Raw genomic sequence first — 13,801 nt, 5'->3', positions numbered from 1 at the left:
TCCTATCACACAAGCAACAGGAGTCTAGACGTCTAAAATAGGAATTGTAATTATTTTGTATTGTCTCGAGTTACAAAATAATCACGAAAAAATGTTTGCTATTTAGACAACATCGGCCGAGAATTCCATTCATAAAATGTTACAAATAGAGAGCTCTATGTCGGTCTATCATACTTTATGTTTTCTATCCGCGGCAGCAATGGTTATCGCCTTTGTAAACAGCAAGATAGGAAAGATGCAAACGACCATCGCCATTACCGCTGGTTCGATGATCCTTTCACTTCTCATTCTAATCGCAGGTCAAAACGATTGGTTTCATCTTACTGAGATTGCCACAGAAACCGTCACCAGCATAAATTTCGAAGATTTTCTTCTGAAAGGCATACTCGGCTTCCTGCTTTTTGCCGGTGGTTTGGGTATCAAACTTCCCAACCTTAAAGATCAAAAGTGGGAAATTACGGTACTCGCTTTAGGTGCAACGCTCTTCTCCACATTCTTCATTGGTTTTGTTCTTTACGGTTTTTGCCAAGTTATTGGTATTCAGTTTGACCTTGTTTACTGCTTACTGTTTGGCGCACTTATCTCTCCAACCGACCCGATTGCGGTTCTCGCTATTGTGAAGAAATTGGACGCTCCAAGACGCATTTCAACACAAATTGAAGGCGAGTCTCTGTTTAACGATGGTTTCGGTCTCGTTATCTTTGTCACTCTATTCACGATCGCATTTGGTACAGAAGCCCCGACGGTTGGTAGCGTAACCCTTCTATTCATCCAAGAAGCAATTGGCGGTATTGTTTACGGCTTCGTATTAGGGTTAGTTTTCCACTACTTGATTAGTGCGACCGATGACCACTCCATGGAACTATTATTAACGATTGGCGTTCCTACAGCAGGTTATGCTCTAGCTGAATATCTCCATGTTTCAGGACCACTTGCAATGGTAGTCTCTGGCATCATGATTGGTAACTGGACACGCTTTATCGGCTTCTCAAAAGAAAGTGAAGACCACCTAGACCATTTCTGGGAGTTGGTCGACGAATTCTTGAATGGTGTACTATTCCTTCTAATCGGTATGTCGATGTTGCTATTCGAATTCCATAAAGAAGACTGGATTATGATGGCGATATCTGTGCCGCTAGTACTTGGTGCCCGTTACCTAAGTGTCTTTATTCCTTATATTGGCTTTAAACGCTACAGAAAGTACAACCCATGGTCCGTGAAGATTCTAACTTGGGGTGGATTACGTGGAGGTCTAGCTTTAGCAATGGCACTATCAATTCCATCAGGTATTTTAGTCATCCCAGAAAAACTGATTGATGTGAAAGAGATCATCATGGTGATGACCTACTCTGTTGTAGTTTTCTCGATCCTTATTCAAGGCTCAACGATAACGCCAATGATTGAGAAAGCGAAGCAAGCAGAGAAAGAAATGGAAGCCGAAGCTTCTGTTGCTAAGCATGAAACTAAAGTCTCTCAAGAATAAACTCTCTTATAATTGAAAAATTAGGCAGCCGATTGGCTGCCTTTTTTATGCCTGAACCAAGCAGCTATTAATAGAATAGACTGGCTGATTTCCCTCAAACATCACCACGCTCTGATATCCTTCCAATATCAACAAACTCCAGTCAATACTAAAAACTCAAATTAAAACAATCCTCAAGATTCCTAGCTACACTAAGGTTGAATCTGTCGATGCTTAGTTTCAAGACTAAGTAAGATTTGGGCACAAAATACAACAGCTCGTTTACAGGCGGAATATGGCACAACATTGAACCCGATAGAGTAAGGCTATGAAAATATCATGTAGCAAACCAGAGCATTACGAACTACACCAATATTGCAGACGAGGTGTGATATGCATGGAGTTAACTCTTGGAAAGTGATGATGGAGTGGCAAATATGTGCAAAAGATAATGGATTAACCTGGCTAGTAATCTGACAGATTGGTATGGCACTAGCAGCCCACAACAAGCAACGAAGAAATTTGTGGATGCCAGAGTTGTTATTTCTAGCAAGACTTTCAAATAAGTGACTGAACGACTGGGCTTGCACTCAATTGGACTCGTTGGTTGTAGACCAAAGTAATATCGCAAATACGCCCCCCCCCAGCATTTCTGCTGGGGAGTTTTGTCTGAATAAGTAGCGAATCGGCGAGGACGCCTAGCCCGGAGTTGCAGGCGACCGAGACTCGTTCCCTGACAAGGGAAAACCTCTTTCCTTTTAAACGACAAAACCCAGTCCGAAGACTGGGTTTCTAAATAAGTGGCGGAGCGGCTGGGCTTGCACACAAGCGGGACTCGTTGGTCGTAGACCAAAAAAATAACATCGCAAACGTGAAAAGACCTCAGCATTTCTGCTGAGGTCTGGAATAAGTGGCTGACGGCCGGGGTTGCGGGCAACCGGGACTCATTCCCTGAAAGGGAACATTTTTGAGCTTTAAAATGACAAAACCCAGTCCGAAGACTGGGTTTTTAAATAAGTGGCGGAGCGGACGGGACTCGAACCCGCGACCCCCGGCGTGACAGGCCGGTATTCTAACCAACTGAACTACCGCTCCGCACTGGTTAGACATTTAAGTCTAAGTTTTTGTCTTCACTTTTTCATAAAAAGTGAAAATAAAATACAAGCCTGGCGATGTCCTACTCTCACATGGGGAAACCCCACACTACCATCGGCGCTAATTCGTTTCACTTCTGAGTTCGGAATGGAAGTCAGGTGGGTCCAAATCGCTATGGTCGCCAAGCAAATTCTTTAATTCGGAAAACTGATTTTAAGTTCTACTACACATTCAATCGTTCTTGCATTGAGTCCATCAAAACCCCTTGGGTGTTGTATGGTTAAGCCTCACGGGCAATTAGTACAGGTTAGCTCAACGCCTCACAACGCTTACACACCCTGCCTATCAACGTTCTAGTCTCGAACAACCCTTTAGGATACTTAAAGTATCAGGGAAGACTCATCTCAGGGCTCGCTTCCCGCTTAGATGCTTTCAGCGGTTATCGATTCCGAACTTAGCTACCGGGCAATGCGTCTGGCGACACAACCCGAACACCAGAGGTTCGTCCACTCCGGTCCTCTCGTACTAGGAGCAGCCCCCTTCAATCTTCCAACGCCCACGGCAGATAGGGACCGAACTGTCTCACGACGTTCTAAACCCAGCTCGCGTACCACTTTAAATGGCGAACAGCCATACCCTTGGGACCGACTTCAGCCCCAGGATGTGATGAGCCGACATCGAGGTGCCAAACACCGCCGTCGATATGAACTCTTGGGCGGTATCAGCCTGTTATCCCCGGAGTACCTTTTATCCGTTGAGCGATGGCCCTTCCATACAGAACCACCGGATCACTATGACCTGCTTTCGCACCTGCTCGAATTGTCATTCTCGCAGTCAAGCGGGCTTATGCCATTGCACTAACCTCACGATGTCCAACCGTGATTAGCCCACCTTCGTGCTCCTCCGTTACTCTTTGGGAGGAGACCGCCCCAGTCAAACTACCCACCAGGCACTGTCCGCAACCCCGATAAGGGGTCGACGTTAGAACATCAACACTACAAGGGTGGTATTTCAAGGACGGCTCCACACAATCTAGCGACTGTGCTTCAAAGCCTCCCACCTATCCTACACATGTAGGGTCAATGTTCAGTGCCAAGCTGTAGTAAAGGTTCACGGGGTCTTTCCGTCTAGCCGCGGGTACACTGCATCTTCACAGCGATTTCAATTTCACTGAGTCTCGGGTGGAGACAGCGTGGCCATCATTACGCCATTCGTGCAGGTCGGAACTTACCCGACAAGGAATTTCGCTACCTTAGGACCGTTATAGTTACGGCCGCCGTTTACCGGGGCTTCGATCAAGAGCTTCGACCGAAGTCTAACCCCATCAATTAACCTTCCGGCACCGGGCAGGCGTCACACCGTATACGTCATCTTACGATTTTGCACAGTGCTGTGTTTTTAATAAACAGTTGCAGCCACCTGGTATCTGCGACTCTCGTCAGCTCCATCCGCAAGGGACTTCACCATCAAGAGCGTACCTTCTCCCGAAGTTACGGTACCATTTTGCCTAGTTCCTTCACCCGAGTTCTCTCAAGCGCCTTGGTATTCTCTACCCGACCACCTGTGTCGGTTTGGGGTACGATTCCTTACAATCTGAAGCTTAGAGGCTTTTCCTGGAAGCATGGCATCAATGACTTCACTACCGTAGTAGCTCGACGTCGTGTCTCAGCCTTAAGAAGAGCCGGATTTACCTAACTCTTCAGCCTACGCACTTGAACCTGGACAACCGTCGCCAGGCCCACCTAGCCTTCTCCGTCCCCCCATCGCAATTGTAAGAAGTACGGGAATATTAACCCGTTTCCCATCGACTACGCCTTTCGGCCTCGCCTTAGGGGTCGACTTACCCTGCCCCGATTAACGTTGGACAGGAACCCTTGGTCTTCCGGCGAGGAGGTTTTTCACCCCCTTTATCGTTACTCATGTCAGCATTCGCACTTCTGATACCTCCAGCATGCTTTACAACACACCTTCAACGGCTTACAGAACGCTCCCCTACCCAATGAAGTAAACTTCATTGCCGCAGCTTCGGTTTATTACTTAGCCCCGTTACATCTTCCGCGCAGGCCGACTCGACCAGTGAGCTATTACGCTTTCTTTAAATGATGGCTGCTTCTAAGCCAACATCCTGGCTGTCTGAGCCTTCCCACATCGTTTCCCACTTAGTAATAATTTGGGACCTTAGCTGGCGGTCTGGGTTGTTTCCCTCTCCACGACGGACGTTAGCACCCGCCGTGTGTCTCCCGGATAGTACTTACTGGTATTCGGAGTTTGCAAAGGGTTGGTAAGTCGGGATGACCCCCTAGCCTTAACAGTGCTCTACCCCCAGTAGTATTCGTCCGAGGCGCTACCTAAATAGCTTTCGGGGAGAACCAGCTATCTCCAGGTTTGATTGGCCTTTCACCCCTAGCCACAAGTCATCCGCTAATTTTTCAACATTAGTCGGTTCGGTCCTCCAATTGATGTTACTCAATCTTCAACCTGCCCATGGCTAGATCACCTGGTTTCGGGTCTATATCCAGCGACTAAGTCGCGCAGTTAACACTCGCTTTCGCTACGGCTCCCCTAGATGGTTAACCTTGCCACTGAATATAAGTCGCTGACCCATTATACAAAAGGTACGCAGTCACACCACGAAGGTGCTCCTACTGCTTGTACGTACACGGTTTCAGGTTCTATTTCACTCCCCTCACAGGGGTTCTTTTCGCCTTTCCCTCACGGTACTGGTTCACTATCGGTCAGTCAGTAGTATTTAGCCTTGGAGGATGGTCCCCCCATATTCAGACAGGATATCACGTGTCCCGCCCTACTCGATTTCACTGAATGTGCGTTGTCAACTACGGGGCTATCACCCTTTATTGCCGGACTTTCCAGACCGTTCGTCTAACGCATATAAAGCTTAAGGGCTAGTCCAATTTCGCTCGCCGCTACTTTCGGAATCTCGGTTGATTTCTTTTCCTCGGGGTACTTAGATGTTTCAGTTCCCCCGGTTCGCCTCGCTGCGCTATGTATTCACGCAGCGATACTAGCTTATGCTAGTGGGTTTCCCCATTCGGAAATCCCAGACTCAAGTGGTTTTTACTACCTAATCTGGGCTTATCGCAAGTTAATACGTCCTTCATCGCCTCTGACTGCCAAGGCATCCACCGTGTACGCTTAGTCACTTAACCATACAACCCGAAGGAGTTTCGAGTTGATAATCAAATCACCAAAGTTGTCTCTCATTATTTGAATGAGCGAGAGACATTTCGATTTTGCCGGACTCAATTTCGAATAATCACTTTAAAAGTGATATTCCCAAGAACACTTGAATGTGTTTTTTGGTGTTTGTCATAAAGACAAACATTGAGAACTTTACAAACAATCTTAAAGATTGTTTTGTCAGCTTTCCAAATTGTTAAAGAGCTAGATTTTCTGATGAAAACCATTTTTAAAGATTCTTTTTCAAGAACACTTAAAGATGGTGGAGCTATGCGGGATCGAACCGCAGACCTCCTGCGTGCAAGGCAGGCGCTCTCCCAGCTGAGCTATAGCCCCATCAAGGTGTCGATACTGCATACCAATTTCAAAAGAAATTGGTGGGTCTGAGTGGACTCGAACCACCGACCTCTCGCTTATCAGGCGAACGCTCTAACCACCTGAGCTACAGACCCAGTATCGTCTCTTACTTATAAACCGTATCAATCTGTGTGGACACTCATCGTGAGTAATCATCGTATAAGGAGGTGATCCAGCGCCAGGTTCCCCTAGCGCTACCTTGTTACGACTTCACCCCAGTCATGAACCACAAAGTGGTAAGCGTCCTCCCGAAGGTTAAACTACCTACTTCTTTTGCAGCCCACTCCCATGGTGTGACGGGCGGTGTGTACAAGGCCCGGGAACGTATTCACCGTGGCATTCTGATCCACGATTACTAGCGATTCCGACTTCATGGAGTCGAGTTGCAGACTCCAATCCGGACTACGACGCACTTTTTGGGATTCGCTCACTATCGCTAGCTTGCTGCCCTCTGTATGCGCCATTGTAGCACGTGTGTAGCCCTACTCGTAAGGGCCATGATGACTTGACGTCGTCCCCACCTTCCTCCGGTTTATCACCGGCAGTCTCCCTGGAGTTCCCGACATTACTCGCTGGCAAACAAGGATAAGGGTTGCGCTCGTTGCGGGACTTAACCCAACATTTCACAACACGAGCTGACGACAGCCATGCAGCACCTGTCTCAGAGTTCCCGAAGGCACCAATCCATCTCTGGAAAGTTCTCTGGATGTCAAGAGTAGGTAAGGTTCTTCGCGTTGCATCGAATTAAACCACATGCTCCACCGCTTGTGCGGGCCCCCGTCAATTCATTTGAGTTTTAATCTTGCGACCGTACTCCCCAGGCGGTCTACTTAACGCGTTAGCTCCGAAAGCCACGGCTCAAGGCCACAACCTCCAAGTAGACATCGTTTACGGCGTGGACTACCAGGGTATCTAATCCTGTTTGCTCCCCACGCTTTCGCATCTGAGTGTCAGTATCTGTCCAGGGGGCCGCCTTCGCCACCGGTATTCCTTCAGATCTCTACGCATTTCACCGCTACACCTGAAATTCTACCCCCCTCTACAGTACTCTAGTCTGCCAGTTTCAAATGCTATTCCGAGGTTGAGCCCCGGGCTTTCACATCTGACTTAACAAACCACCTGCATGCGCTTTACGCCCAGTAATTCCGATTAACGCTCGCACCCTCCGTATTACCGCGGCTGCTGGCACGGAGTTAGCCGGTGCTTCTTCTGTCGCTAACGTCAAATGATAGTGCTATTAACACTACCACCTTCCTCACGACTGAAAGTGCTTTACAACCCGAAGGCCTTCTTCACACACGCGGCATGGCTGCATCAGGCTTGCGCCCATTGTGCAATATTCCCCACTGCTGCCTCCCGTAGGAGTCTGGACCGTGTCTCAGTTCCAGTGTGGCTGATCATCCTCTCAGACCAGCTAGGGATCGTCGCCTTGGTGAGCCATTACCTCACCAACTAGCTAATCCCACCTAGGCATATCCTGACGCGAGAGGCCCGAAGGTCCCCCTCTTTGGCCCGTAGGCATTATGCGGTATTAGCCATCGTTTCCAATGGTTATCCCCCACATCAGGGCAATTTCCTAGGCATTACTCACCCGTCCGCCGCTCGACGCCCTTAACGTTCCCCGAAGGTTCAGTTAAGTCGTTTCCGCTCGACTTGCATGTGTTAGGCCTGCCGCCAGCGTTCAATCTGAGCCATGATCAAACTCTTCAATTTAAGATTTTGTTCGGCTCAACGAATACTGACTTCAAAACTCATCCTTACTCGAAAGTAAGAAGTAATTTTAAAGCTATTACCATTCCAACAGAATGATAATGAATTGACTGTGCCAAGTCCGAAGACTTGATTGGTCACTCAGTTCATTGAAACCTAATTTGAAACCGAAGTTTCTAATTGGATTATCATCAACGAGTGCCCACACAGATTGATAGGTCTATATTGTTAAAGAGCTTGGCTTTCAGTGCCTTAGCACTTAAGCGAGGTGCGTATAATACGCCTTTCACTTTGAAAGTCAACATAAAACTCTAAAATAATTTAGAACCTTATGGTGACTTGCTTATTAAATAAGCAAGTGCGAAATAAAGCCTGGCGATGTCCTACTCTCACATGGGGAAACCCCACACTACCATCGGCGCTAATTCGTTTCACTTCTGAGTTCGGAATGGAAGTCAGGTGGGTCCAAATCGCTATGGTCGCCAAGCAAATTCTTTAATTCGGAAAACTGATTTTAAGTTCTACTACACATTCAATCGTTCTTGCATTGAGTCCATCAAAACCCCTTGGGTGTTGTATGGTTAAGCCTCACGGGCAATTAGTACAGGTTAGCTCAACGCCTCACAACGCTTACACACCCTGCCTATCAACGTTCTAGTCTCGAACAACCCTTTAGGATACTTAAAGTATCAGGGAAGACTCATCTCAGGGCTCGCTTCCCGCTTAGATGCTTTCAGCGGTTATCGATTCCGAACTTAGCTACCGGGCAATGCGTCTGGCGACACAACCCGAACACCAGAGGTTCGTCCACTCCGGTCCTCTCGTACTAGGAGCAGCCCCCTTCAATCTTCCAACGCCCACGGCAGATAGGGACCGAACTGTCTCACGACGTTCTAAACCCAGCTCGCGTACCACTTTAAATGGCGAACAGCCATACCCTTGGGACCGACTTCAGCCCCAGGATGTGATGAGCCGACATCGAGGTGCCAAACACCGCCGTCGATATGAACTCTTGGGCGGTATCAGCCTGTTATCCCCGGAGTACCTTTTATCCGTTGAGCGATGGCCCTTCCATACAGAACCACCGGATCACTATGACCTGCTTTCGCACCTGCTCGAATTGTCATTCTCGCAGTCAAGCGGGCTTATGCCATTGCACTAACCTCACGATGTCCAACCGTGATTAGCCCACCTTCGTGCTCCTCCGTTACTCTTTGGGAGGAGACCGCCCCAGTCAAACTACCCACCAGGCACTGTCCGCAACCCCGATAAGGGGTCGACGTTAGAACATCAACACTACAAGGGTGGTATTTCAAGGACGGCTCCACACAATCTAGCGACTGTGCTTCAAAGCCTCCCACCTATCCTACACATGTAGGGTCAATGTTCAGTGCCAAGCTGTAGTAAAGGTTCACGGGGTCTTTCCGTCTAGCCGCGGGTACACTGCATCTTCACAGCGATTTCAATTTCACTGAGTCTCGGGTGGAGACAGCGTGGCCATCATTACGCCATTCGTGCAGGTCGGAACTTACCCGACAAGGAATTTCGCTACCTTAGGACCGTTATAGTTACGGCCGCCGTTTACCGGGGCTTCGATCAAGAGCTTCGACCGAAGTCTAACCCCATCAATTAACCTTCCGGCACCGGGCAGGCGTCACACCGTATACGTCATCTTACGATTTTGCACAGTGCTGTGTTTTTAATAAACAGTTGCAGCCACCTGGTATCTGCGACTCTCGTCAGCTCCATCCGCAAGGGACTTCACCATCAAGAGCGTACCTTCTCCCGAAGTTACGGTACCATTTTGCCTAGTTCCTTCACCCGAGTTCTCTCAAGCGCCTTGGTATTCTCTACCCGACCACCTGTGTCGGTTTGGGGTACGATTCCTTACAATCTGAAGCTTAGAGGCTTTTCCTGGAAGCATGGCATCAATGACTTCACTACCGTAGTAGCTCGACGTCGTGTCTCAGCCTTAAGAAGAGCCGGATTTACCTAACTCTTCAGCCTACGCACTTGAACCTGGACAACCGTCGCCAGGCCCACCTAGCCTTCTCCGTCCCCCCATCGCAATTGTAAGAAGTACGGGAATATTAACCCGTTTCCCATCGACTACGCCTTTCGGCCTCGCCTTAGGGGTCGACTTACCCTGCCCCGATTAACGTTGGACAGGAACCCTTGGTCTTCCGGCGAGGAGGTTTTTCACCCCCTTTATCGTTACTCATGTCAGCATTCGCACTTCTGATACCTCCAGCATGCTTTACAACACACCTTCAACGGCTTACAGAACGCTCCCCTACCCAATGAAGTAAACTTCATTGCCGCAGCTTCGGTTTATTACTTAGCCCCGTTACATCTTCCGCGCAGGCCGACTCGACCAGTGAGCTATTACGCTTTCTTTAAATGATGGCTGCTTCTAAGCCAACATCCTGGCTGTCTGAGCCTTCCCACATCGTTTCCCACTTAGTAATAATTTGGGACCTTAGCTGGCGGTCTGGGTTGTTTCCCTCTCCACGACGGACGTTAGCACCCGCCGTGTGTCTCCCGGATAGTACTTACTGGTATTCGGAGTTTGCAAAGGGTTGGTAAGTCGGGATGACCCCCTAGCCTTAACAGTGCTCTACCCCCAGTAGTATTCGTCCGAGGCGCTACCTAAATAGCTTTCGGGGAGAACCAGCTATCTCCAGGTTTGATTGGCCTTTCACCCCTAGCCACAAGTCATCCGCTAATTTTTCAACATTAGTCGGTTCGGTCCTCCAATTGATGTTACTCAATCTTCAACCTGCCCATGGCTAGATCACCTGGTTTCGGGTCTATATCCAGCGACTAAGTCGCGCAGTTAACACTCGCTTTCGCTACGGCTCCCCTAGATGGTTAACCTTGCCACTGAATATAAGTCGCTGACCCATTATACAAAAGGTACGCAGTCACACCACGAAGGTGCTCCTACTGCTTGTACGTACACGGTTTCAGGTTCTATTTCACTCCCCTCACAGGGGTTCTTTTCGCCTTTCCCTCACGGTACTGGTTCACTATCGGTCAGTCAGTAGTATTTAGCCTTGGAGGATGGTCCCCCCATATTCAGACAGGATATCACGTGTCCCGCCCTACTCGATTTCACTGAATGTGCGTTGTCAACTACGGGGCTATCACCCTTTATTGCCGGACTTTCCAGACCGTTCGTCTAACGCATATAAAGCTTAAGGGCTAGTCCAATTTCGCTCGCCGCTACTTTCGGAATCTCGGTTGATTTCTTTTCCTCGGGGTACTTAGATGTTTCAGTTCCCCCGGTTTGCCTCGCTGCGCTATGTATTCACGCAGCGATACTAGCTTATGCTAGTGGGTTTCCCCATTCGGAAATCCCAGACTCAAGTGGTTTTTACTACCTAATCTGGGCTTATCGCAAGTTAATACGTCCTTCATCGCCTCTGACTGCCAAGGCATCCACCGTGTACGCTTAGTCACTTAACCATACAACCCGAAGGAGTTTCGAGTTGATAATCAAATCACCAAAGTTGTCTCTCATTATTTGAATGAGCGAGAGACATTTCGATTTTGCCGGACTCAATTTCGAATAATCACTTTAAAAGTGATATTCCCAAGAACACTTGAATGTGTTTTTTGGTGTTTGTCTTAAAGACAAACATTGAGAACTTTACAAGTAATCTTAAAGATTACTTTGTCAGCTTTCCAAATTGTTAAAGAGCTAATCACTTCTTATGAAGTAACCATTTTTAAAAACTCTCAAGAGAGAATGTTTAAAGATGGTATCCCGTAGGGGAGTCGAACCCCTGTTACCGCCGTGAAAGGGCGGTGTCCTAGGCCTCTAGACGAACGGGACACTGGATTGAAGATATTGGGATATCTTCGTCTCTTTTACTTATAAACCGTATCAATCTGTGTGGACACTCATCGTGAGTAATCATCGTATAAGGAGGTGATCCAGCGCCAGGTTCCCCTAGCGCTACCTTGTTACGACTTCACCCCAGTCATGAACCACAAAGTGGTAAGCGTCCTCCCGAAGGTTAAACTACCTACTTCTTTTGCAGCCCACTCCCATGGTGTGACGGGCGGTGTGTACAAGGCCCGGGAACGTATTCACCGTGGCATTCTGATCCACGATTACTAGCGATTCCGACTTCATGGAGTCGAGTTGCAGACTCCAATCCGGACTACGACGCACTTTTTGGGATTCGCTCACTATCGCTAGCTTGCTGCCCTCTGTATGCGCCATTGTAGCACGTGTGTAGCCCTACTCGTAAGGGCCATGATGACTTGACGTCGTCCCCACCTTCCTCCGGTTTATCACCGGCAGTCTCCCTGGAGTTCCCGACATTACTCGCTGGCAAACAAGGATAAGGGTTGCGCTCGTTGCGGGACTTAACCCAACATTTCACAACACGAGCTGACGACAGCCATGCAGCACCTGTCTCAGAGTTCCCGAAGGCACCAATCCATCTCTGGAAAGTTCTCTGGATGTCAAGAGTAGGTAAGGTTCTTCGCGTTGCATCGAATTAAACCACATGCTCCACCGCTTGTGCGGGCCCCCGTCAATTCATTTGAGTTTTAATCTTGCGACCGTACTCCCCAGGCGGTCTACTTAACGCGTTAGCTCCGAAAGCCACGGCTCAAGGCCACAACCTCCAAGTAGACATCGTTTACGGCGTGGACTACCAGGGTATCTAATCCTGTTTGCTCCCCACGCTTTCGCATCTGAGTGTCAGTATCTGTCCAGGGGGCCGCCTTCGCCACCGGTATTCCTTCAGATCTCTACGCATTTCACCGCTACACCTGAAATTCTACCCCCCTCTACAGTACTCTAGTCTGCCAGTTTCAAATGCTATTCCGAGGTTGAGCCCCGGGCTTTCACATCTGACTTAACAAACCACCTGCATGCGCTTTACGCCCAGTAATTCCGATTAACGCTCGCACCCTCCGTATTACCGCGGCTGCTGGCACGGAGTTAGCCGGTGCTTCTTCTGTCGCTAACGTCAAATGATAGTGCTATTAACACTACCACCTTCCTCACGACTGAAAGTGCTTTACAACCCGAAGGCCTTCTTCACACACGCGGCATGGCTGCATCAGGCTTGCGCCCATTGTGCAATATTCCCCACTGCTGCCTCCCGTAGGAGTCTGGACCGTGTCTCAGTTCCAGTGTGGCTGATCATCCTCTCAGACCAGCTAGGGATCGTCGCCTTGGTGAGCCATTACCTCACCAACTAGCTAATCCCACCTAGGCATATCCTGACGCGAGAGGCCCGAAGGTCCCCCTCTTTGGCCCGTAGGCATTATGCGGTATTAGCCATCGTTTCCAATGGTTATCCCCCACATCAGGGCAATTTCCTAGGCATTACTCACCCGTCCGCCGCTCGACGCCCTTAACGTTCCCCGAAGGTTCAGTTAAGTCGTTTCCGCTCGACTTGCATGTGTTAGGCCTGCCGCCAGCGTTCAATCTGAGCCATGATCAAACTCTTCAATTTAAGATTTTGTTCGGCTCAACGAATACTGACTTCAAAACTCATCCTTACTCGAAAGTAAGAAGTAATTTTAAAGCTATTACCATTCCAACAGAATGATAATGAATTGACTGTGCCAAGTCCGAAGACTTGATTGGTCACTCAGTTCATTGAAACCTAATTTGAAACCGAAGTTTCTAATTGGATTATCATCAACGAGTGCCCACACAGATTGATAGGTCTATATTTTTAAAGAGCGATTCTTCTTTGTGACTCACATCACTTTGGAAGAGGCGGCCATTCTAGCGAGATAATTTTTTGTGTCAAACACTTTTTTCAAATTATTTCGCTTTTCTTTCTGACCTTATCGACGTTGCTTGAACCCTTGTGAGCGCTTGCCCTGTCGATGAGGTGGCATTATAGAGATCGCGCTCACGTTGGCAAGTGTTATTTTGTAAAAATTGCAAAAATAATGGTTAAACGTCGACTTTTCATTCAAAGGCTTATTTATCCAACTTTACCC

General features: G+C 48.4%; 1 protein-coding gene, 4 tRNA genes and 6 rRNA genes. 1 reads left to right on the top strand and 10 read right to left on the bottom strand.

The features are described 5' to 3' along the window. Positions 1–157 precede the first annotated feature (157 nt). Positions 158–1,483 carry a cation:proton antiporter gene (locus C1S73_RS12630; protein ID WP_038864598.1) on the top strand — a complete coding sequence of 442 codons (1,326 nt, stop codon included), beginning with the start codon at positions 158–160 and terminating at the stop codon, positions 1,481–1,483. Between the two features lie 997 nt (positions 1,484–2,480). On the opposite strand, the gene C1S73_RS12625 is transcribed toward C1S73_RS12630, so the two are convergent. The 10 genes from C1S73_RS12625 to C1S73_RS12580 all read right to left on the bottom strand — a co-directional run bounded on the left by C1S73_RS12625 (position 2,481) and on the right by C1S73_RS12580 (position 13,302). Beyond that, a tRNA-Asp gene (locus C1S73_RS12625) sits at positions 2,481–2,557 on the bottom strand. Positions 2,558–2,626: 69 nt separating this feature from the next. Continuing rightward, positions 2,627–2,743, bottom strand: a 5S ribosomal RNA gene (gene rrf, locus C1S73_RS12620). 90 nt (positions 2,744–2,833) lie between these two features. Continuing rightward, a 23S ribosomal RNA gene (locus C1S73_RS12615) occupies positions 2,834–5,724 on the bottom strand. Between the two features lie 291 nt (positions 5,725–6,015). Next, a tRNA-Ala gene (locus C1S73_RS12610) sits at positions 6,016–6,091 on the bottom strand. Positions 6,092–6,130: 39 nt separating this feature from the next. Continuing rightward, positions 6,131–6,207 (bottom strand) — tRNA-Ile (locus C1S73_RS12605). A gap of 65 nt (positions 6,208–6,272) precedes the next feature. After that, positions 6,273–7,825, bottom strand: a 16S ribosomal RNA gene (locus tag C1S73_RS12600). Between the two features lie 367 nt (positions 7,826–8,192). Beyond that, positions 8,193–8,309, bottom strand: a 5S ribosomal RNA gene (gene rrf, locus C1S73_RS12595). 90 nt (positions 8,310–8,399) lie between these two features. Beyond that, positions 8,400–11,290 (bottom strand): 23S ribosomal RNA (locus tag C1S73_RS12590). Between the two features lie 294 nt (positions 11,291–11,584). Further along, positions 11,585–11,660 (bottom strand) — tRNA-Glu (locus C1S73_RS12585). Positions 11,661–11,749: 89 nt separating this feature from the next. Further along, positions 11,750–13,302 (bottom strand): 16S ribosomal RNA (locus C1S73_RS12580). The 16S, 23S and 5S rRNA genes sit together here with 4 tRNA genes alongside, the layout of an rRNA operon. Positions 13,303–13,801 lie beyond the last annotated feature (499 nt).

The sequence above is a fragment of the Vibrio jasicida 090810c genome (assembly GCF_002887615.1).
Classification (GTDB): Bacteria; Pseudomonadota; Gammaproteobacteria; order Enterobacterales; family Vibrionaceae; genus Vibrio; species Vibrio jasicida.
Note: the sequence above shows the minus strand (reverse complement) of the source record. Positions and strands in the feature narration are given on the sequence as shown.

Coding starts and splice junctions, on each gene's coding strand:
- C1S73_RS12630 (WP_038864598.1), top strand. CDS start 158: ATGTCGGTCTATCATACTTTATGTTTTCTATCCGCGGCAGCAATGGTT.